Raw genomic sequence first — 20,490 nt, 5'->3', positions numbered from 1 at the left:
CGTCCGGACGTGCGTCCCGACGTGCGCCCCGGTCAGCGACCGAGGCCGGCGCGGTCGACCTTGCGGTGGAACCGCATGCCCGCGAGGCCGCCGACGACCGCGCCGGCCAGCGTCACCGCCGCCACGACGAGGAGCGTGACGATCCCGGCCGTCGTGAGGTCGCCCTCCGCGACGGGGATGCGCGGGAAGCTGTTGAGCTCGCCGAGCACGTCGAACTGGTCGCCCGCCACCGCCGCGAGCACGGCCACCGCGATCGCGATGACCACCGCCCACAGCCACACGGCGAGCCCCTGCTTGGCGCCGTCGAACCGCGCCATGCGGCCGGCCACGTACCCGCCGCAGTAGTAGGCGAGGAACAGGATCACGGCCAGCACGATCGCGCCCACGACCCCGACCGAGCCGGGGTCGGACGCCGCCTGGTCGGCCGCCTCGCCCACGGTCGTGTCGTTCGCGAGGCCGACGGCGGTGCCGGCCGCTGCCGCGAGCGCCGTCAGCAGCACCGCGGTGCCGGTCGCGGTGAGCCACCCGAAGAAGGCCGAGCCGAGCTTGATGCCGCCGTACTCCTCCTTCTCGCGCGCGACGACGCTCTGCCGGTCGCGGCCGAACGCCCGCGCCGAGACGGCACCGCCGGACGGTGTGTCGGGGCGTGCGCCGTCTCCGTCCGGGACGTCGGGCCGGCCGGGGGTGCGGGGGTCGTCCTGCGTGCTCACGATGCGCTCCTGTCGGTGTCGGGCTGGGGGCGGCGGTCGGGCTCGGCGGTGCCGTCGGCGCCGGGCGCGGGCTCGACCCGCACCTCCTCGCGCGTCACGGGCACCGTGACGGTCTGCTCCTCGGTGACCACGTAGCGCCGCAGGCGCGCACCGCCGGTCGCGAGCGTCGCGGCGCCGGTGGCCGGCTCCGCGGCGGCGGGCCCGGTGCCGTCCGTCGCCGGCGGGGCGTCGACGGGTGCGTCGGCGACGTGCCGCCCGCCGGTGCGACGCCCGTCGTCCGCGGCGTCCTGGTCCCGCTGCGCGTCCTGCCGGGGGTACGCGTCCTGGTCGCGGTACGCGTCCTGGTCCCCCAGCGGGTCGACGTCACGGTGCGGGTCGACGTCACGGTGCTGGTCGACGTCCCCGTGCGGGTCGACGTCACGGTCGCGGCCCGCCTCCTCGTGCGGCGCCCCCGTCGCGACGCCGGCCGCGGGTCCGTCCGCGTCGGCGCCGTCGTCGAAGCCGTAGTACCGGTACAGCTCGCGCTCCTCGTCGGGCGAGAGGTGCCCCTCGGAGTCGTCGACGCGCGGTGCGCCCTTCACCTTCCCCTTGTCGTAGGGCACGACGATCTCGTCGCCCCGCACGGTCGCGTCCGCGAGCGGGACGAACGACTCCGCGCGCCCGAACAGGCCGGTGGTCACGGTGACCCACTCGGGGTCGCCGGTGCGGTCGTCGAGGAAGAGCTGCCCGACCTTGCCGATCTTGTCGCCGTCCGTCCCGACGACGGTGCCGCCGGAGACGAGCAGGTGCTGGATGTCGTCCGTGCTGATCATGGTGGTGTCTCCCGGTATGGGCGATCGACCTGCTGATCTGGGCAACGTAGGACGACGACAGGTCGCCCGCGACCGCAGGCGGCCTCGCCGGGGCGCCGCGGGGCGCACCGCCGGTCAGAACAGCGGCCAGGGCACCGCCGGCATGTCGCTCTCGTGGCCGGGCAGGACGCCGGCCTGCAGCAGCCGCTCGCAGCGCGCCGCGAGCGCCGCGACCTCGACGTCGGCGAGGAGCTCGCCGAGCCGGTCCCCCAGCGCACCGTCGAGGCCGGCGCGCACGCGGGCGACCCCGGCGCGCTCCTCCGCGTCGAGCGGCTCGCCGACCCACCCCCACAGCACCGTGCGCAGCCGCGGCTCGACGTGGAACGTCACGCCGTGGTCGACGCCGTGGCGGTGGCCGTCGGCCTGCGGGAGGACGTGCCCGCCCTTGCGGTCGGCGTTGTTGAGGACGACGTCGAGCACGGCCATGCGGCGCAGCGCCGCCGAGTCCTCGTGCACGAGCGCGACGGTGCGCCCGTCCTCGTCGCTGCCCTCGAGCACGCGGCGCCACCCCTGCGCCGGCACCGCGTCCGCGGGCACCAGGTCGACGGGGTCCTGGCCGGGGTCGGGCTCGCACCACAGCTGCACCATGCCGGGGCCGAGCGGGCCGTCGCGCAGCCACGTGCGCGGCACGACCCGCCAGCCCGTCGCCTCGGAGACGAGGTACGCGGCGACCTCGCGGCGCGCCAGCGTCCGGTCGGGGAAGTCCCACAGCGGACGCTCGCCGTCGACGGGCTTGTAGACGACCGGCACGTCGCCGACGCGCCCGAGGAACGTGGCGTTCGACGCGACGGTGATCCGGCCGACGAGCTCGATCTCGCCGCCGTCCAGGTCGGCGTCCCCGGGCGCCGTCACACGTCGTCGGGCAGCGCGCAGACGTGCCCGTCGGCGTCGACCGGCCGACCGCAGAACGGGCAGGCGGGCCGCCCGGCGCGCACGACCTGGCGCGTGCGCTGCACGAACGCCCGTGCCGTGCCGACCGGGATGCGGACCAGCAGCACCTCGTCCGGCTCGTCGTCGATCTCGCCGAACGCGAGCTCGCCGTCGTCGCGCGGCTCCGGCAGCGGGTACGCCTCGATGACGACCTGCGCGGTCCGCGGGTCCCAGCCCAGGCGCAGCGTGCCCGTGCGGAACTCCTCCTCGACCGGCTGGTCCAGCGGCTCGTCGTCGAGGAGCTCCGCGGGCGTCTGCGCGGGGACCGTGATGCCGGTGCCCGGGTCGGCGGTCAGCTCGCCGAGGAGCTCGTCGAGCTTCTCCGCGAGGAGGGCCGCCTGCTCCTTCTCGAGCACGACGCTCGCCGACCGCGCGCCCGTGCGGGCCTGCAGGTAGAAGGTGCGGGCGCCGGGAGCTCCGACGGTGCCGACGACGACGCGGTCCGGCCAGTCGAACTCGTGGACGACCTGGGGCATGCAGGCAGTCTAGGAGCGGGTCCGCCGCGCCGCCGCCGCTGGGCTCAGCCGGCGGCCGGTGCGTGCCCGGCGCCGCCGCCGACGGGGGCGTCCCCGACGGGTGCGGCGGCCGCGAGCCACGACAGGTCGCCGGCGTCGGTGTTGGTCGCGACCACGTCGGGCCGGTGCCGCCCGTACCGCACGACCGACACGGACGCCGGGCCGACGGTGATCCGCTGGAAGAGGTCGAGGTGCATGCCCAGCGCGTCGGCGAGGACGGCCTTGAGGACGTCCCCGTGGCTCACCGCGACCCACACCGCGCCGGGTCCGTGCGCGGCCTCGACCGCGGCGTCGTGCCGGCGCACCGCCGCGACGGCGCGCGCCTGCATCGCCGGCAGGGACTCGCCGTCCGGGAAGACGGCGGCCGACGGCTGCGTCTGTACGACGGACCACAGCGGCTCCGACGCGAGGTCGGCGAGCGCGCGTCCCTGCCACCGCCCGTAGTCGCACTCGGTGAGGGCCGCGTCCACGGTGACGGCAGGGGCGGGGTCGTGCGCGGCGACGAGCGCGCGGGCCGTCTGCCGGCAGCGCTCGAGCGGGCTGCTGACGACGGCGGCCAGCGGGACGCCGGCGAGCCGCGCACCGGCCCGCGCGGCCTGCGTGCGCCCGACGGCGTCGAGGCGCACCCCGGCCGTACGGCCGGCGAGGACGCCGGCGGTGTTGGCGGCGGTGCGCCCGTGCCGGACGAGGAGGACGGTGGCCACCCCCGCAGCCTAGGCACCGGCGGCACGACGGCGACGCGCGTCCCGCCGAGCGCCGCCCAGCGCCCTCAGCGCCGCGCGGCGCCCCGCCCGACGAGGCCGCACTCGTACGCGATGATCACGGCCTGCACCCGGTCGCGCGCGCCCAGCTTGGCGAACACGTTGCCCACGTGCGTCTTCACCGTCGTCTCGGACACCACGAGCTCGGCGGCGACCTCGGCGTTCGACGCACCCTCCGCGACGAGGCGCAGCACCTCGAGCTCGCGCGGCGTCAGCGCGCGCAGGCGCAAGTCCGGGCCGTCGTCCGGCGGGACGTCACCGCCGGCCGGCAGGTGCGGCGCGAACAGGTCGAGCATGCGCCGCAGCACGCGCGGTGCGACCACCGCGGTGCCCGCGGCGACCGTGCGGATCGCGTCGACGAGCTCGTCGGGGCGGGCCGACTTCAGCAGGAAGCCGCTGGCTCCGGCACGCAGCGCCGCGAACGCGAGGTCGTCGACGTCGAACGTCGTGAGCACCAGCACGCGGGAGCCGGGGTGGTCCGCGACGACGCGCCGCGTCGCCTCGATGCCGTCCATGCCCGGCATGCGGATGTCCATGAGCACGACGTCGGGCGCGAGCGCGGCCACCTGGTCGAGCGCGACCCGGCCGTCGGCGGCCTCGCCGACGACCTCGAGGTCCGGCTCCGACTCGATCACGAGCCGGAAGCCGACGCGCAGCAGCGCCTGGTCGTCCACGAGCAGCACCGTCGTCATCGTCCGCCTCCCTCGTCGTGCGACCAGGGCAGCACCGCGTGCACCTGCCACCCGCCGCCCGCGCGGGGCCCCGCCGTGACGTGCCCGCCGAGCAGCGCGGCGCGCTCGCGCATGCCGACGAGGCCCCGTCCCGTCCCGGGGCCGTCGCCGGCGCGGGTGCCGCCGCCGTCGACGACCTCCACCTCGACCGCCGTCGGGGTGCGGCGCACCGCGACCTCGACCGACGGCGCCCCGGGCGCGTGCCGCAGCACGTTCGTCAGGGCCTCGCCGAGGATGCGCGTGACGGCGAGGCGCACCGACGTGTCGTCCGGCAGCGCCGTGTCCAGCCCGGACGCGGTCACGGGCATCCCGGCGGTGCCGAAGCGCTCGACGACGGTGGCCAGGTCGACCTCCGTGGGTGCCACCCGCGGGTCGTCGTCCCCGCCGTCGGTGCCGAGCGCCCCCAGGACGCGCTGCATGTCCGCCAGCGCCGACCGGCCGGTGCGCGCCACCTGCCGGACGGCGTCCCGCGACCGGTCCGGGGCGCGCTCGAAGGCGGCGTCGGCGCCGTCGGCGAGCGCCACCATGACGGACAGGTTGTGCGCGACGACGTCGTGCATCTCGCGCGCGATGTGCGCGCGCTCGGCCGCGCGGGCCAGGGCGGCGCTCTGGTCGCGCTCGCGGGCCAGCGCGCGGTAGCGCTCGACGAGGTCGAGCGCGTGCAGGCGGCGGGCCCGCGCGGCGGAGCCGACCGCCACGCCCAGCAGGAGCAGCGCGACGAGCAGCAGGACCGAGCCCGTGCGCCGCCCCGGCGAGAACAGCGGTTCCGGCAGGTACTGCGCCGGCTCCCACGACGTCCCCGTCGCGGCGCCGAACCACGCGATCACCTCGATCAGCCCGATGTCCTGCCACCGCCACAGCGTCACGGTGAGCGTCGTCAGGACCCCGCCGAAGGCGAGCCACGTGGTGCGCGCGCCGTGGGCCGCGGCGACGCTGTAGAGGGCGCACGCGACGCACGCACCGAGCACGCCGAGCACGCCGGCGGCGAGCAGCGAGAGCACGGCCAGCACGGTCAGCGCCGCGGTGACGGCGAGCGGCGCCGCCCTCCGCAGCAGCAGCAGGCCGGCACCGAGCGCCGCGCCGACCAGCCAGACGGCGGTGATCCGGCCGGACACGTCGGCGTCCCGCGGGTACAGCCCGAGCGCCTGCGCGCCGGCCGCGGCCTCCCACGCGAAGACCGCACCGACCAGCCCGACGAGCAGCATCACGCCCGCGACGGTGACGTCCATGACCCAGGGGCGGGCCTGGACCAGGCGGGCGACCGGGCTGCCCCCGCTGACCTGCGCCTCCGTCAGCGCGGCCGCCGGGGGCGCGGCGGGGCCGCCGGTCCGCGTGAGGGTGACGCGTCGGGTCGGCACCGCCCCATGCTCCCACCCCCGCTCCGGCGGGGTCCCGCCGGAGCGGGCCGGTCCCCGGCCGGCCGGTCGCCCGACCGCCCGGGCGCCGGCGCCGTCAGCGGACGTCATGGCGCCGCAACCGGTAGGCCGCAGCACCCAGGACCACCAGCACCCACGTGCCGACGACGGCTCCGCCGCCCCACACGCCGAGCCGAGGTCCACGGGTCGCCGCGTCGAGCACCGCGAGCGCGGCGTCGTCCTCGAGGAGCCGCGCCCCCGCCGACGGCAGGAGCGCGCCGATCGTGTCGGTGACCCGGCCGGGGTTGCCCGCGAGCACCAGGTCGAGGAGGAACACGAGCACCACGCCGGTGACCAGCGCGTCGGCCGGGCGCCGCAGCAGCGCACCCAGACCCAGACCCAGCAGCGCGAACGCCACCCCGACGAGCACGAAGCCCACCAGCGCCCGGGGCGTACCCGGCACGGACAGGTCGAGCGCCGGTGCGTCGCCGGCGCGCGGCGGGATCGTCGCCAGGTACGACGCGCCGAGCGCCGCCGCCGCCGTGACCGCGGCCGCGACGGCCGTGACGACCACCTGCGCCCCGAGCACGGGCCACCGGCGCGGCACGGCCGCGAACGTGGTGCGCGCCGTGCCCGTCGTGTGGTCCTCCGTGCCGGCCACCGCCCCCAGGACGAGGAACCCGAGCTGCGCGAGGACGAAGCCGGACACCACCACCCAGGAGCCGGAGCGGCCGTCCCCGGGGCGGACGAACGCGCCGAGCCCGTAGGCGGTGCCCGCGGCGACGACGACCGTGCCCAGTGCCAGCCACAGGTGCGCCGGCACGCTCGTCAGCTTCGTCCACTCCGCGGCGAGCACACGCGGGAACGTCACGCCGGGCCGGGCCGGTGCGCCGCGGGGGGCACGTGCCGCCGTGCGCGGACCGGGGGCGAGCGTCGTCACCGTGCGTCCCGCGCGCGCAGCCGCACGAGGGCGACGACGAGCAGGAGCACGACCCAGGCGGCGAGCACCAGGCCGCCGCCCACGGGACCGAGGTCCGGCGACCCGGGCATCGGGCCGGCCGAGGTGGACGTCGTCATCAGCTGGGCGGCGCCGCCGGGCGTGAACGTCCCGAGCGCGCCGGGCACGGTGACCCGGTGCGGGACCGCCATGCCCATGGCGTCGGTGCCGGGGTCCCCGACCGTCATGAGCACGACGGGCAGGACCAGCGCCAGCGAGAGGGCGGCCAGCAGCGCCGGGAGCGTGCGCCGCAGCAGCGCGCCGAGCGCCAGCCCCAGCAGCGCGAGGCCGACGACGAACAGCACCATCCCGAGCAGCAGGCCCGGGGTGTCGCCGCCGACGAGGTCGACGGCGATGCCGCGGGACGCCGCGGCGGGCAGGATCCCCACGACGGACGCCGCCGCCGCGAGCACCGCCGTGACCAGCGCGAACGCCGCGACGACGAGAGTCTGCGCCACGAGCACCGGCCACCGTCGCGGCACCGCCGTGAAGGAGGTCCGGAACGCCCCGGTGCGGAACTCGCCGGCACCGGCCAGCACGCCCAGGACGAGCGGCCCGACCTGCGCCAGCATCAGGCCGGTCGACAGCGAGTCGACCGGGACGAACCCCGGGTCGCCCGACGACGCCTCCGCGCTCAGGTAGGTGATCACGCCGGCGACGACCACCGTCACGGCGGCGGTCCACCACGGCGAGCGCAGGGAGACGAGCTTCGTCCGCTCGGCGGCGACGACGCGCCCGAACCGGGGGCCGGTGCGCGCGGTCGCGGGCGGCACGCCGTGCGGGGTCGCGGTCGCGGTCGCGGCGTTCACCGGGCACCACCCGCGACGTCGGCCGTGCGGTACTCGACGGCGTCGCCGGTCAGCTGCAGGTACGCCTCCTCGAGCGACCCGGACTCGGTGCCGAGCTCGAGCACGGTCGCGCCGCACCGGCGGGCGGCCGTGCCGACCTCGTCGACCGACATGCCGCGCACGTGCAGGGCCCCGCCCCCCTGCGGTGTGACCTGCGCGCCCGCGGCGACGAGCGCGCGCGCGAGCGCCTCGGCGTCGGTCGTGCGGACGCGGACGGTGCCGGCGCGCTCGGAGCGGTCGACGACCTCCTGCACGGACGCGTCGGCGAGCAGCCGCCCGCGACCGATGATGACGACGCGGTCGGCGCACAGCGCGAGCTCGTGCATGAGGTGCGAGGAGAGCAGCACGGTGCGGCCCTCGGCCGCGAGGTCGCGCACCAGACGCCGCACCCACAGCACGCCGTCGGGGTCGAGGCCGTTGACCGGCTCGTCGAGGATCAGCGTGGCGGGGTCGCCGAGCAGCGCCCCCGCGATGCCGAGCCGCTGGCCCATGCCGAGCGAGAACGTGCCCGCACGGCGGTGCGCCGCGGGCTCCAGGCCCGTCTGTGCGATGACCTCGTGCACACGTGCCCTGCCGATGCCGTGGGTCTGCGCCATCGCGAGCAGGTGCTTGTACGCCGTGCGGCCGGGGTGCACCGAGCGGGCGTCGAGCATGACGCCCACCGCGTGCAGGGGCGCGGGCAGGTCGGCGTACCGGCGTCCGGCGACCCGCGCCGTGCCGGAGGTCGGGCGCTCGAGCCCCACGACGACGCGCATGGTCGTCGACTTCCCGGCACCGTTCGGCCCGAGGAACCCCGTGACCGTCCCGGGGCGCGCGGTGAACGTCAGCCCGTCCACCGCCGTCGTGCTGCCGTAGCGCTTGGTCAGCGCCTCCACCTCGATCATCGCGTCTCCTCCGTCGTGGGTCGGCCGCCCGGGGGCGTCCGTCGGCGACGCTACGGAGACGGGTGGGGCGGCCGGGACCTGCCGGTGGAGGAGAACCGACGGCCGGCGCCCTCCTCCCGCGGGAGGAGGGGTCCCCGTCCGCGGTGCCGGCAGCGCCCGGGCGGGCGGCCGGGCGCGGCATCCACCGATCGGTCGATGCGGGGATCCACCGCCCCGCCTCCCGGCCGGGTGATCCGGCGCCGCGTGCACCGCAGCAGGCTCGAGCCATGGACGTCATCGAGGTCAGACAGCTGCACAAGCGCTACGGGACGACGACCGCGGTCGACGACGTCTCGTTCACCGTCGGGGCCGGCGAGGTCTTCGGCATCCTCGGCCCCAACGGGGCCGGCAAGACCACGACCGTCGAGTGCCTCACCGGGCTGCGCACCCCGGACCGCGGGGAGATCCGGGTGCTCGGCCTCGACCCCCGCCGGGACCGGGACGAGCTGCGCCAGCGCGTCGGCGTGCAGCTGCAGGAGAGCCGGCTGCCGGACCGCCAGACCGTGGGCGAGGCGATGGACCTGTACCGCTCGTTCTACCGCCGCCCCGCCCACGGCGGCCGCCTGCTGGAGATGCTGGGCCTCGCCGAGAAGCGCGACACCCAGTACCGCCGGCTCTCCGGCGGCCAGAAGCAGCGGCTGGCGATCGCGCTGGCGCTGGTCGGCTCCCCCGCCGTCGCGGTGCTCGACGAGCTCACCACCGGGCTCGACCCGCAGGCGCGGCGCGACACCTGGGACCTGGTCGAGCACGTGCGGGACTCCGGCGTGACGGTCGTGCTGGTCACGCATCTCATGGACGAGGCGGAGCGGCTCTGCGACCGGCTGGCGCTGATCGACTCCGGACGCGTGGCGGCGGTCGACACGCCTGCCGGGCTCGTGGCGCGGGTGGGCGCGCAGCAGCGCGTGCGGTTCCGCCCGTCGGTCCCCCTGGACGAGCGGCTGCTGACGGACCTGCCCGAGGTCGCCGACCTGCGGCACCACCGCGAGCAGGTCGTGGTCACCGGCACGGGGGACCTGCTCCAGGCCGTCACCTCGGTGCTCGCCCTGCACCACGTCGTCGCGCACGACCTGCGGGTCGAGCAGGCCGGCCTCGACGACGCCTACCTGACCCTGACCGGACGGAGGACCGTCTGATGCGCGCGCTGCACCGCCTCACCGTCGCGGAGACGCGACTCTTCCTGCGGGACCCGGTCTCGGTCGTGTTCGGCGTGCTCTTCCCCGCCCTGCTGCTCCTCGGGCTCGGCGCGATCCCCGCGCTGCGCGAGCCGGCGGACGAGTTCGGGGGCGTGCCGTTCGTCGAGGCGTGGGCGCCGGCGGCGCTCGCCCTCGGGCTCGGGATCCTCGCGCTGCAGCAGATTCCCGTGGCGGTCGCCACCTACCGCGAGCGGGGTGTCCTGCGCCGGATGTCCACGACCCCCGTGCACCCCGGTGCGATGCTGGCGGCGCAGCTCCTCGTCGCGCTGGCCGCCGCCGTCGTCGCGGGTGCCCTCGTGCTCGGCTCGGCGTGGCTGGTGCTCGACGTGCCGCTGCCCCGGGAGCCGCTCGGGTTCGCGGCGTCCTTCGTCGCCGGCTTCGGCGCCCTGCTGGCCGTCGGCGTGCTCGTCGCGGCGGTCGCACCGAGCCTGCGGCTGGCCACCGGCCTGTCGACGCTCGCGTACGTCGTGGCGATGTTCGCGGGCGGCGTCTTCCTGCCCGCGTTCCTGCTCCCCGACGCCCTGGTGCGGCTGAGCGCCTACGTCCCGCCCGGCGTCCAGGGGCTGCTGCGGACGTGGTCCGGCGCGGCGGCCGACGCCGGGAGCGGCCCGCCGCTGCTGCTGCAGGTCGGGATAATGGCCGCGCTGGCGGTCGTCGTCGGCGCAGCGGCGGCCCGGCTGTTCCGCTGGGAGTGAGCCGCCGGCGACGACCGGACGTGCCCCGCCCCGACGAGCCCGGAGGTGCCGGCCCGATGAACGACGACGTCGGCCGCGACGGCGAGCGCTACCTGGCGCTGCTGCTGCGCGTGGTCCCGTGGATCACCCTGCCGGTCGCGACCGTGATCGCCGTCGGCCGGCCCGGGCAGGGCGGCGCCGAGCGCGCCGTCACGCTCGGGCTGGCCGTGCTCGCCGCCGGCTGGGTGTACGTCGCGTACACCCGCGTGCCCGACGCCCGCCGTCGGCGGACCCTGCCGATGGCCGTGTACTTCGTCGGGCTGCTCGTGCTCTGCGTCGTGCTGATGGGCCGGGACCGGGTCTTCCTGCTCTTCACGGTCACCGGGTTCCTGCACGCCTTCGAGCTGCGCCCGTGGCCGGTCGGCGTGGTGGGGGTCCTCGCCACCTCGGTGGTCCTCAACACCATGACCATCGGCGTCCCGCTGGCGACCGCGTCGTCGCTCGGGACGTACGTGGGCGTGATCGCCGTGCAGACGGCGAGCGTCGGCCTCGGCGTCGCCCTGGTGGACCGGACCACCGAGCAGCACCGCCGGCGCAAGGAGATGATCGCCCGGCTCGAGGCGACACTCGCGGAGAACGCCGGGCTGCACGCCCAGCTGCTGGCGCAGGCGCGCGAGGCCGGCGTGGTCGACGAGCGGCAGCGGATGGCCGGCGAGATCCACGACACCCTGGCGCAGGGCCTCACCGGGATCATCACGCAGGTGCAGGCCGCGCAGCGCGTGTGGCACTCCTCGGACCAGGCGCGTGAGCACGTGGACCGCGCGCTGGCGCTCGCCCGGGACAGCCTCGCGGAGGCCCGCCGGTCGGTGCAGGCGCTGCGGCCGCACCAGCTGGAGGAGGCGCACCTGCCGGACGCCCTCGGCGACCTGGCACGGCAGTGGGAGCGGGACGGCGGCGTGCCGGTGCGGTTCGAGGTGACCGGCGACCCCGTGACCCTGCGCCCCGCCGTGGAGGTGGCGCTGTTCCGGGTCGCGCAGGAGGCGCTGCACAACGTCGCCCGGCACGCGGCGGCCCGGCGCGTGGGCCTCGTCCTGTCGTACCTGACGGACGAGGTGCTGCTCGACGTGCGGGACGACGGGCGGGGCATCAACACCGCCCGCGACGGGCGGGAGGCTCCGGGCTTCGGCCTGCGCGGCATGGCGCAACGGGTCCGCGGCGTGGGAGGGGCGTTGGAGATCGAGAGCTCGCCGGGCGAGGGCACGGCGATCAGCGTCCGGGTCCCGGCGGCCGCGGTGGCGGCGCCGTGATCCGCGTCCTGATCGTCGACGACCACCCGGTCGTGCGCAACGGGCTGCGCGGCGCGTTCGCCGACCTGCCGGACGTCGAGGTCGCCGGCGAGGCGGGCGACGGTCGGGAGGGCGTCGCCGAGGCCGTCCGGCTCGGCGTGGACGTCGTCCTCATGGACCTGCGCATGCCGGTCATGGACGGGGTGCGGGCCATCGCCGAGCTCGCACGGGTCGCGCCCGCGGTGCGGGTGCTCGTGCTCACCACCTTCGACAGCGAGTCCGACGTGCTGCCCGCGGTGCAGGCGGGCGCGACCGGCTACCTCCTCAAGGACGCGCCGCCGGAGGAGCTGATCCGCGCGGTCCGCGCCGCGCACCGCGGGGAGTCCGTCCTCGCGCCGTCGGCCGCCGAGCAGCTCATGGGCCGGGTCCGCCGGCCGACCGGCCTCGCCCTGAGCGCCCGCGAGCTCGAGGTCCTGCAGCTCGTCGCCGACGGCGCCTCCAACCGGGAGGCGGCCCGGCAGCTGTTCATCAGCGAGGCCAGCATCAAGACCCACCTCCAGCACGTCTACGAGAAGCTCGACGTGCGCGACCGGGCCGCGGCCGTGGGCGAGGGCTACCGGCGCGGCCTGCTCCGGTAGCCCCGCCCACGGCGCGGCGCCATCGAGCCTCGGAATGAGGGCCGGGGCGGGTTCCGTCCTTCGACGGAGGCGACCCGGATGCCGGAACGACGCGCGCCGGGAACGTCGAAGGCCCGGACCGTCTGGTCCGGGCCTTCGACTTCTGTGTAGCGGGGGCAGGATTTGAACCTGCGACCTCTGGGTTATGAGCCCAGCGAGCTACCGAGCTGCTCCACCCCGCGTCGGTGTCTCTACTGTACGTCAGCGGTGGACGGGCAACCAAATCGAGGCGACGTGCCCCGCGTCACACCGCGGCCACCCGCCGTTCACGCTCGCGTGCCGGCCCACTGCCGCGTGCCGCGTCACGGTCGCGGCGCCCCGGGTGCCTGGACGCCGACGCCGGCGGCCGGCGGCACCGGCGCGGCGACGGGCTCCCCCGTCGCCGCGGTCGTGCGTGCGCGCGCCCGCTGCGCCACCACGATGCCGAGCACGACGAGCAGCCCGCCGACGGGCTCGTACCAGTGCAGCCGCTCGTCGAGCACGAGGATGCCGAGCACCACGCCCACGACCGGCGTCAGGTACGTGACCGTCGACGCGCGCTGCGCGCCCCACGTGTCGACGACCCGGGTGTTCCACACGTACGCCATGCCCGTCCCCAGCGCGCCGAGCCCCACCATCGACAGGACCACCGGCCACGTCAGCGTCACCGGCCCGCGGGCGACCGCCGGGGCCAGCGCCAGCATGACGAGCGCGGCGACGGCGATCTGCCCGGCCGCGACCGTCTCGGCCGGCAGCCGCAGCGGCGTGACGAACCGCCGCATGTACGTCATGCCGAGGCCGTAGCAGGCGGTCGCGCCGAGGCACGCCAGCACCGCCGGCAGCGGTGCGGCGACCCCGCCGCCGTCGAGGTACGTCCACGGCCCGACGATGACGACCACGCCGACGGCGCCCACGGCGATGCCCAGCCCCTGCCGGCGGGTCAGCCGCTCCGCGGGCAGCACGAGCGCGACGGCCAGCGACGTCATCAGCGGCGTCGTCGCGTTGAGGATGCTCGACAGCCCCGACGCCAGGTGCTGGCCCGCCCACGCGAACAGCTGGAACGGCACGACGCAGAGCAGCACGCCGATCACCGTGAGGTGGCCCCACGTGCGCCGGTCCCGCGGCCAGCGGCGCCGCAGCACCGTCATCACCACGACGAGCGTGACGGCGCCGAGCAGCAGCCGCCCGAGCGCGACCTGCGCCGGCGCCAGCCCCTCGAGCCCCACCTTCGTGAACAGGAAGCTCGAGCCCCACACGAGGGCCGCGCCGAGGTACAGCAGGACCGTGCGGCGGTCCGTGGGCGACGTCATGGGCCAAGGGTGCACCCCGGCACCGACACGCGACGAACCGTCCGCTCGGGAGGCCGACGGGACGCGGCCGGACGCGGCCGGACACCGCCGGACGCGACGAGGCCGGCACCCTCCGCGGGTGCCGGCCTCGTCGTGCGTCGGTGCGCGGGGCGTCAGCCGCCCAGCTGCGCCTCGGCGTCGATCGCGCGCTGCAGGGCCTCGTCGAGCCGCTGCTGCGCCTCGCCGTACCCGGCGAAGTCGCGCTCGGCGAGCGCCGCCTCGCCGTCCTGGATCGCCTGCTGCGCGTCGCGCAGCGCGGCGTCCAGGGCGGTGCGGGCGTCGGCCGGCGGGGCGGCCGGCGCCTCGGCGCCCTCGGTCGGCGTCGGCTCCGGCGTGGCGCCCGTGCCCGGGTCCTCCGTCGCCGGCTCCTCGCCCGCGTCGGGCGGCTCGACCGGTTCGGCGCCGGCGTCGCCGGCCTCCGCACCCGAGTCGCCGCCGAACACCTGGTCCAGCGCGCCGTCGAGCGTCTGCGCGAACCCGATCTGGTCGCCGAACGACACGAGGACGCGCTGCAGCAGCGGGAACGTCGTGCCGCTGGACGCCTGCACGTACACGGGCTGCACGTACAGCAGACCGCCGCCGACCGGGAGCGTCAGCAGGTTGCCGCGCCGCACGGTGGAGTCACCGCGGGCGAGGATGTTGAGCTCGTTCGACACCGTCGGGTCGGCGGTGAAGTTCGCGCTCGCCTGGCCGGGGCCGGGCACGGTCGAGTCGCGTGGCAGCTCGAGCAGCCGCAGCGTGCCGTAGCCCTCCGCGACCTCGCCCGGTGTCGACCCGGCGTCCGCGTCGACCGCGAGGTAGCCGGTCAGCACGTTGCGCGCGTTGCCACCGCCCGGGATGAACGTCGACATCAGGGAGAACGTCGCCTGCTCCTCGCCCGGCATCTGCAGGGTGAGGTAGTACGGCGGCTGGGCGACCTCGGCGTTGGCCGCCGTGGGGTCGGCCGGGTTCTGCCAGAAGTCGTTGCCGGAGAAGAACTGGCCCGCGTCGGTGACGTGGTACTGGTTCAGCAGCGCGCGCTGGACCTTGAACAGGTCCTCCGGGTACCGCAGGTGGCTCATCAGGTCGCCGCTGATCTCGTCGAGCGGCTTGAGCGACGTCGGGAAGACCTCCGACCACGCCTGGAGCACCGGGTCCTCGGTGTCCCACGCGTACAGCTCGACGGAGCCGTCGTACGCGTCGACGGTCGCCTTCACCGAGTTGCGGATGTAGTTCACCTGCTTGGGCAGGAGCGCCTCGACGGTCGCGCTCCGCTCCGTGAGGGAGTCGGTCGTCGCCTCCTCGAGGGAGCGCGTCGCGGCGTACGGGTACTGGTCCGACGTCGTGTAGCCGTCGACGATCCACTTCACGCGCCCGTCGACCACGGCCGGGTAGACGCGCCCGTCGAGGTCGAGGTACGGGGCCACCTTGGCGACGCGGTCGCGCGGGTGCCGGTCGTAGATGATCTGCGAGTTCTCGTTCACGCGCTCGGAGAACAGGATCTGCTCGTCGCCGAACTTCAGCGCGTACAGGAGCTTGTGCCACATGCCGCCGACCGTCGGGCCGGCGGACGTGTCCTGCGTCGGGAACCGGTACGGGACCGACCCGGTGCCGGTGGTGTCGTCCGGGTAGTCGAACTCCCAGCCGTCGGTGCCCTCGGGCCCGCCGACGATGGAGTACTCGGGCGACAGCTGGCCGAAGTAGATGCGCGGCTCGTACTCGCCGAGCTGCCCGACCGGCCCCGACGACGGGATGCCGCTCTCCCAGAACTCCGGCGCCCCGCGCGCGCCGCGCGTGTTGCCGTAGGCGGCGACGACGCCGTACCCGTGCGTGTACACGGTGGTGTCGTTGGTCCAGTTGCGCTGCTGGTCGCTCAGGCCCGCCTGGTTGAGCTCGCGGACCGCGATGACGGTGTCGCGGCTCTCGCCCCCGACGGTGTAGCGGTCGACCGCGAGCGACTCCGGGAAGTCGTAGAAGCCACGGATCTGCTGCAGCTGCTTGAACGACGGCGAGACGATGTTCGGGTCGAGCAGCCGGATGGACGCCGTCGTCTCCGCGTTCTCACGCAGGGCGCCCGGCTCCGCGGTGACCGTCGCGTCGTACTCGCTCGTCTGCACGTCCTCGAGCCCGTAGGCGGCGAGCGTCGCGTCGATGTTGCGCTGGATGTACTCGCTCTCCGCGTCCTGCTGGTTCGGCTGCACCTGGAAGCGCTGCACGACCGCGGGGTACACGCCGCCGACGACGACGGCCGCGACGACCATGAGGCCGACGCCGATCGCCGGCAGCCGCCAGTTGCTGGTGAAGGCGGTGGCGATGAACGCGCCCGCCACGACGACGGCGGCGACCGCGAGGATCGCCTTCGACGGGATGACCGCGTTGACGTCGGTGAAGCCGGCGCCCTGCCAGCGCTGGCTGCCGGTCTGCTGCTTGGTGAGGATCGAGTACCGGTCGAGCCAGTAGTTCGCCGCGATGAGCAGGAGGACCAGCGCGCCGAGCACCGACAGGTGCACGCGTGCCGCGCGCGTGGTGCGCGAGCCGCCCTGGCCGCCGATGCGCAGGCCGCCGTACAGGTAGTGCGTCGCGACGGCCGCGATGATCGAGAGCACGACCACGGCCATGAGGAACGACACGACGAACCGCAGGCCGGGCAGCGTGAACAGGTAGAACCCGATGTCCATGCCCCACTGCGGGTCGGTCTCGCCGACCGTGCCGCCGTTCATCCACAGCTGCACGGTCGTCCACTGCTGGGACGCGGCACCGCCGGCGAACAGGCCGAGCACGACCGGGCCGACGACGAGCACGAGGCGGCGCAGCGGCTCGATGGCCTCGCGGTACTGGTCGAGGCTGGCCTGCTCCGGCGTCGACGGCGCGTAGACGGGCCGCGAGCGGTACGCGTAGCTCAGCGAGAACCCGACGGCGGCGGCCATCACGGCGAAGCCGAGCACGAACAGCACCGCGCGGGTCAGCCACTCGGTCCGGATGACCTCGGTGAAGCCGAGCTGGGAGAACCACAGCACCTCGGTCCACACCTGGGCGAGGACGAGGACGACCACCACGAGGGCGGCGAGCGTGATCAGCGTCGGGACCAGCGGGCCGCGGCGGCGGCGTGGCCCGTCCGGTCGTGGGCGGGGCGGGGAGGCGAAGGTCACGGCGTGGCGTTCCTCGTCGTTTCTCGGGGGTTCCTCGGACCGGCGTGCGCACCGCGTGCACGGACCGCGTGCACGAACGGGCGTGCACAGACGGGCGTGCACCGACGGGCAGGACCCGTCGCCTGGCGAACGCGCCGGAGGGCTCACAGGTTCCCACACAGGTGCGACGATGGCCCGCGTGAGCACCACGCCGACCCCGGACCCGTCCGCCGCCGACCCCGACGCCCGCGCCGCGCGTGCGCTCGCCGACGCCGTGCGCGAGATCGAGCACCACGTCGCCGCCGCCGGCTGGGACGCACCGGTCCGCGTCTTCGCGCTCGTGCGCACGCAGGCCGCGCTCGCCTCCGAGCCGGGCCTCGCCGCGCAGCTCGACCCGGCCGTGCTGGCGTCCGCGCAGGCCGACGACTGGCACCTGACGTCCGTCGAGCAGGAGGGCCTGCCGGCCGCCGCCGACCTCGAGCAGCTCCTCGCGGGGCTGTCGTGGCCCGCCGCCGTCGACGGCGCCGCCGTGACCGTCGAGCGCGTGGTGCTGCCGCCGGGCGCCGAGGCCGACCTGCCCGAGGACCCCGAGGCGGCGCTCGCCGCCCTGCTCGCCCACCCCGCCCGCCAGGACGTCCGGATGGCCGTCGGCGCCCTGCGCGGGGGGCCGGCGTGGTGCGCGCTGCGCACACGCGCGCACGACAGCGACGACGCGGTCGGCCAGGGGCCGGACCTGGTGCCGGGCCTCGTGGAGGCCGTGCGCGCGACGCTCGACTGACCCGGCCCGACGGCGCGGCCGGCCCGTCGCGCCGTCGCCGGCCGGTCAGCCCGCGGTGCAGGTCGGCAGGTCGTCGGCCGTGCCGGCGCCGATCGCCGTCATCGCCTCGCGCGCCTCGTGCAGCGTGGCGACCCGCACGACGCGCAGGCCGTCGGGCACGTGGTCGACGACCTCGCCGCAGTTCCCCGCCGGCGCGAGGAACCACGCCGCGCCGTCCCGCTGCGCCCCGACGAGCTTCTGCCGGATGCCGCCGATCGAGCCGACGGCACCCGTCACGTCGATCGTGCCCGTGCCCGCGATGACCTCGCCGTCGGCCTCGTCCTCCGGGGTGAGCAGGTCGACGATCCCGAGCGCGAACATCGTGCCGGCGCTCGGCCCGCCGATGCCGTCGATGCTGATGGTGACGTCGACCGGCAGGTCGAAGGACGGGTTGACGAACACGCCGATCTGCGCGCCGCCCTCCTCCCGCTCCCCCGTCGTGACCTGCACGTCGACCGGCTGCGCGTGCCGCGTCACCGAGAGCGTCACGACGGCGCCGGGTGCCACGTCCTCGAGGCGGCGGATCAGCGTCTGGTAGTCCGGGAGCGCCTCGCCGTCGAGCGCCGTGAGGACGTCGCCCTCCTCGAGCTTGCCCTCCGCGTCGGTGCCCGCGACCGTCCCCGCCACGACGAGCGTCGCCGGCACCTCGTAGCCCAGCTCGGTGAGGGCCGCGACGGTGGCGGTCTCCTGCGACGTCACCATGAGCTCGGTGTTCGACTCGTCGATCTCCTCCTGCGTGGCGTCCTGCGGGAAGACCTCCTCGACCGGCCGGACGACCGACGCCCCGGAAAGCCAGCCGCGCAGCACCGTCGACACGTACGACGGGTACCCGGGCCCGCCGGTCCCCGAGATGGTGGTGAGCCGCAGCTCGCCGCTCGACGGGAACGTCTCCGCGCCCTCCACCTGGATGAGCGGGGTGCCGTCCGCCTCGCCCAGCACGTCGCGCGTCGGGCCGGGGCTCGTCACCGCGTACGGCGCCGGCAGCACGACGAGCACCCCCGCGAGCGCGGACGTCACGAGCATGCCGAGCGCGAGGACGAGCGCACGGGGCGTCGCGCGCGGCCGCTCCGCGAGCGGCACGTCGGTCGGGTTGTCGCCCTGGGGCCCGTGCGGGGCCGGCTGGTCGTCGAGCACGGACAGATCATCGCGCACGCACGCGCGTCGTCCCGCACGAGGCCGCCGCCTCCGCCCTCAGCGAACCGTCGGGGCGCACCTGCCGGGGCGGCGCGCGGCGTGGTTACGGTGGTCACCCCCGAGCCAGGAGGCCCGCATGAGACCCGACGTCCCCGCCCCCGGCGGTCCGCAGCAGCCGGACCCGGAGCAGTGGGAGCAGGTGCTGCGCGCGATGCTCGGCCCCGCCGCCGACGACGCGATCACGCAGATGCGGGCCATGGGCGTCGACCCGTCGGCGATGGCTGCGGCCTCGGGCCTGCCCGCCGACCCCGTCGCCCTGCAGCAGGCGATGGCGCAGGTGCAGCGCATGCTCGCGACGTCCGGCGACGAGCCCGTCAACTGGCAGATGGCCCACGACCTGGCCCGCCAGCAGGCCGCCCAGGGCGGTGACCCCTCCCTGTCGCCCGGCCGCGCGCGCGAGGTCGTCGACGCCCTCTCCGTCGCCGAGCTGTGGCTCGACGCGGCGACCGACCTGCCGCCGTCCCCGGGCCCGGCGCGCGCCTGGAGCCGCGCCGAGTGGGTCGAGGCGACCCTGCCCACGTGGCGCACGCTCACCGAGCCGGTCGCCGTGTCGCTCTCGGCGGCGCTCGCCGACGCGCTGCGTCCCGCGCTCGGCGAGGAGCCCGGCACGGCGCTCGGGCTGCCCGGCGGGTTCCCGGGCGGCCTGCCGTTCGGCGACCCCGCGCAGCTGCTCCGCGGCCTCGGCTCCGCCGTCTTCGGCCTCCAGGTCGGTCAGGCCGCGGGGACGCTGGCCCGCGAGGTGTTCGGCACCGCCGACATCGGCCTGCCGCTGCTCGACCGGCCGGCGCCGGCGCTCGTCCCCACCAACGTCGACGCGTTCGCCGACGGGCTCGACACGCCGCTCGAGGAGGTCCGCCTCTACCTCGCGCTGCGCGAGGCGGCCGCGAACCGGCTCTTCGCGCACGTGCCGTGGCTCCGCGCGCACCTGCTCGACGCGGTCGCCGCGTACGCGCGCGGCATCGAGATCGACGTCGACCAGCTCGAGGAGGCGGTCCGGTCCATCGACCCGACCGACCAGTCGGCCCTGCAGGAGGCGCTGTCCGGCGGGGTGTTCTCGCCGCGCACGACGCCCGCGCAGGAGGCCGCGCTCGCGCGTCTCGAGACGGCGCTCGCCCTCGTCGAGGGCTGGGTCGACGAGGTCGCCACCGCCGCCGCGGCCCCGCACCTGCCGCACGCCGTCGCGCTGCGCGAGATGGTGCGCCGGCGCCGCGCCGCCGGCGGCCCCGCCGAGCAGACGTTCGCCAGCCTCGTGGGCCTCGAGCTGCGCCCGCGCCGCCTGCGTGACGCCGCCGCCGTGTGGGCGCACCTCGCCGCCACCCGCGGCGTCGACGGCCGCGACGCCGTGTGGGCGCACCCCGACCTCGTGCCGACGTCCGAGGACCTCGACGACCCCGCGGGGTACGACGCCCGCCGGCGGGCCGAGGTGGAGGGCAGCGCCGACCTCGACCGCGCGCTCGCGGAGATCCTCGACGCGGACGGGGGGACGGGACCGGCCGGGGAGGACGGGCTCGGGGACCCGGGTGCCGACGGGCGCGGCGGCGGCGCCGGCGACGGCGACGACACCGACGGCGGCGGGCGGACGGGCCCGGTCGC

Annotated in this window: 19 protein-coding genes and 1 tRNA gene; 6 read left to right on the top strand and 14 right to left on the bottom strand. The window is 76.3% G+C overall.

Features of this window, described 5'->3' with window-relative positions; genetic code table 11:
- Positions 1–32: 32 nt before the first annotated feature.
- The 10 genes from AB6N23_RS06935 to AB6N23_RS06890 form a co-directional block, all read right to left on the bottom strand.
- Positions 33–710, bottom strand: a complete 678-nt coding sequence (locus AB6N23_RS06935; RefSeq protein ID WP_412865360.1) for a hypothetical protein — start codon at positions 708–710, stop codon at positions 33–35.
- Positions 707–1,522, bottom strand: a complete 816-nt coding sequence (locus tag AB6N23_RS06930) for a DUF2382 domain-containing protein (protein ID WP_412865359.1) — start codon at positions 1,520–1,522, stop codon at positions 707–709. The genes AB6N23_RS06935 and AB6N23_RS06930 overlap by 4 nt, the downstream gene beginning before the upstream one ends.
- Positions 1,523–1,636: 114 nt before the next feature.
- Positions 1,637–2,413 carry an SCO1664 family protein gene (locus tag AB6N23_RS06925; RefSeq protein WP_412865358.1) on the bottom strand — a complete coding sequence of 259 codons (777 nt, stop codon included), beginning with the start codon at positions 2,411–2,413 and terminating at the stop codon, positions 1,637–1,639.
- Positions 2,410–2,967 (bottom strand): DUF3090 family protein, encoded by a 558-nt coding sequence (locus AB6N23_RS06920; protein ID WP_412865357.1) that lies wholly within the window; start codon positions 2,965–2,967, stop codon positions 2,410–2,412. The genes AB6N23_RS06925 and AB6N23_RS06920 overlap by 4 nt, the downstream gene beginning before the upstream one ends.
- Before the next feature lie 44 nt (positions 2,968–3,011).
- A complete protein-coding gene (locus AB6N23_RS06915) occupies positions 3,012–3,710 on the bottom strand; it encodes an MSMEG_4193 family putative phosphomutase (RefSeq protein WP_412865356.1) in 699 nt (232 codons plus the stop codon).
- 65 nt (positions 3,711–3,775) lie between these two features.
- The gene (locus AB6N23_RS06910; RefSeq protein ID WP_412865355.1) at positions 3,776–4,459 is read right to left on the bottom strand and encodes a response regulator; all 684 of its coding nucleotides are present in this window, start codon (positions 4,457–4,459) and stop codon (positions 3,776–3,778) included.
- Positions 4,456–5,856, bottom strand: a complete 1,401-nt coding sequence (locus AB6N23_RS06905; RefSeq protein WP_412865354.1) for a sensor histidine kinase — start codon at positions 5,854–5,856, stop codon at positions 4,456–4,458. Before AB6N23_RS06905 ends, AB6N23_RS06910 begins: the two co-directional genes overlap by 4 nt.
- Before the next feature lie 94 nt (positions 5,857–5,950).
- On the bottom strand, positions 5,951–6,724 hold the full coding sequence (locus AB6N23_RS06900) for a hypothetical protein (protein ID WP_412865353.1): 774 nt from the start codon (positions 6,722–6,724) through the stop codon (positions 5,951–5,953).
- A gap of 65 nt (positions 6,725–6,789) precedes the next feature.
- Positions 6,790–7,659 carry a hypothetical protein gene (locus AB6N23_RS06895; protein WP_412865352.1) on the bottom strand — a complete coding sequence of 290 codons (870 nt, stop codon included), beginning with the start codon at positions 7,657–7,659 and terminating at the stop codon, positions 6,790–6,792.
- Positions 7,656–8,582 (bottom strand): ABC transporter ATP-binding protein, encoded by a 927-nt coding sequence (locus tag AB6N23_RS06890; protein WP_412865351.1) that lies wholly within the window; start codon positions 8,580–8,582, stop codon positions 7,656–7,658. Before AB6N23_RS06890 ends, AB6N23_RS06895 begins: the two co-directional genes overlap by 4 nt.
- Before the next feature lie 266 nt (positions 8,583–8,848).
- Here AB6N23_RS06890 and AB6N23_RS06885 point away from each other — a divergent pair, with 266 nt between their 5' ends.
- Genes AB6N23_RS06885 through AB6N23_RS06870 form a run of 4 tightly spaced genes read left to right on the top strand, consistent with a single transcriptional unit; the run spans position 8,849 to position 12,412 of the window.
- Entirely contained in the window at positions 8,849–9,754 is a 906-nt protein-coding gene (locus AB6N23_RS06885; RefSeq protein ID WP_412865350.1) for an ABC transporter ATP-binding protein, read from the top strand.
- Complete coding sequence (locus AB6N23_RS06880) at positions 9,754–10,509, top strand: ABC transporter permease (RefSeq protein ID WP_412865349.1); 756 nt, start codon at positions 9,754–9,756, stop codon at positions 10,507–10,509. Before AB6N23_RS06885 ends, AB6N23_RS06880 begins: the two co-directional genes overlap by 1 nt.
- Before the next feature lie 56 nt (positions 10,510–10,565).
- Positions 10,566–11,795: a sensor histidine kinase gene (locus AB6N23_RS06875; protein ID WP_412865348.1), complete on the top strand. Its 1,230-nt coding sequence runs from the start codon at positions 10,566–10,568 to the stop codon at positions 11,793–11,795.
- A complete protein-coding gene (locus AB6N23_RS06870; RefSeq protein WP_412865347.1) occupies positions 11,792–12,412 on the top strand; it encodes a response regulator in 621 nt (206 codons plus the stop codon). The genes AB6N23_RS06875 and AB6N23_RS06870 overlap by 4 nt, the downstream gene beginning before the upstream one ends.
- A 147-nt stretch (positions 12,413–12,559) precedes the next feature.
- Here the strand turns inward: AB6N23_RS06870 and AB6N23_RS06865 are convergent.
- The 3 genes from AB6N23_RS06865 to AB6N23_RS06855 form a co-directional block, all read right to left on the bottom strand.
- Positions 12,560–12,633 (bottom strand) — tRNA-Met (locus AB6N23_RS06865).
- A gap of 120 nt (positions 12,634–12,753) precedes the next feature.
- On the bottom strand, positions 12,754–13,740 hold the full coding sequence (locus tag AB6N23_RS06860; protein ID WP_412865346.1) for a DMT family transporter: 987 nt from the start codon (positions 13,738–13,740) through the stop codon (positions 12,754–12,756).
- A gap of 152 nt (positions 13,741–13,892) precedes the next feature.
- The gene (locus AB6N23_RS06855; RefSeq protein WP_412865345.1) at positions 13,893–16,907 is read right to left on the bottom strand and encodes a UPF0182 family membrane protein; all 3,015 of its coding nucleotides are present in this window, start codon (positions 16,905–16,907) and stop codon (positions 13,893–13,895) included.
- A gap of 169 nt (positions 16,908–17,076) precedes the next feature.
- Between AB6N23_RS06855 and AB6N23_RS06850 the strand changes: the two genes are divergently transcribed.
- Complete coding sequence (locus tag AB6N23_RS06850) at positions 17,077–17,664, top strand: PPA1309 family protein (protein WP_412865344.1); 588 nt, start codon at positions 17,077–17,079, stop codon at positions 17,662–17,664.
- A 45-nt stretch (positions 17,665–17,709) separates the two neighbouring features.
- Here AB6N23_RS06850 and AB6N23_RS06845 read toward each other — a convergent pair whose 3' ends face one another.
- Positions 17,710–18,837, bottom strand: a complete 1,128-nt coding sequence (locus AB6N23_RS06845) for a YlbL family protein (RefSeq protein ID WP_412865343.1) — start codon at positions 18,835–18,837, stop codon at positions 17,710–17,712.
- Between the two features lie 136 nt (positions 18,838–18,973).
- Between AB6N23_RS06845 and AB6N23_RS06840 the strand changes: the two genes are divergently transcribed.
- The coding region (locus tag AB6N23_RS06840) for a zinc-dependent metalloprotease (RefSeq protein WP_412865342.1) at positions 18,974–20,490 on the top strand (1,517 nt) is incomplete at its 3' end.

This window comes from Cellulomonas pasadenensis (assembly GCF_047229365.1).
Taxonomy (GTDB): domain Bacteria; phylum Actinomycetota; class Actinomycetes; order Actinomycetales; family Cellulomonadaceae; genus Cellulomonas.
Note: the sequence above shows the minus strand (reverse complement) of the source record. Positions and strands in the feature narration are given on the sequence as shown.

Coding starts and splice junctions, on each gene's coding strand:
- AB6N23_RS06885 (WP_412865350.1), top strand. CDS start 8,849: ATGGACGTCATCGAGGTCAGACAGCTGCACAAGCGCTACGGGACGACG.
- AB6N23_RS06910 (WP_412865355.1), bottom strand. CDS start 4,459: ATGACGACGGTGCTGCTCGTGGACGACCAGGCGCTGCTGCGCGTCGGC.
- AB6N23_RS06880 (WP_412865349.1), top strand. CDS start 9,754: ATGCGCGCGCTGCACCGCCTCACCGTCGCGGAGACGCGACTCTTCCTG.
- AB6N23_RS06930 (WP_412865359.1), bottom strand. CDS start 1,522: ATGATCAGCACGGACGACATCCAGCACCTGCTCGTCTCCGGCGGCACC.
- AB6N23_RS06875 (WP_412865348.1), top strand. CDS start 10,566: ATGAACGACGACGTCGGCCGCGACGGCGAGCGCTACCTGGCGCTGCTG.
- AB6N23_RS06890 (WP_412865351.1), bottom strand. CDS start 8,582: ATGATCGAGGTGGAGGCGCTGACCAAGCGCTACGGCAGCACGACGGCG.
- AB6N23_RS06920 (WP_412865357.1), bottom strand. CDS start 2,967: ATGCCCCAGGTCGTCCACGAGTTCGACTGGCCGGACCGCGTCGTCGTC.
- AB6N23_RS06860 (WP_412865346.1), bottom strand. CDS start 13,740: ATGACGTCGCCCACGGACCGCCGCACGGTCCTGCTGTACCTCGGCGCG.
- AB6N23_RS06850 (WP_412865344.1), top strand. CDS start 17,077: ATGGCCCGCGTGAGCACCACGCCGACCCCGGACCCGTCCGCCGCCGAC.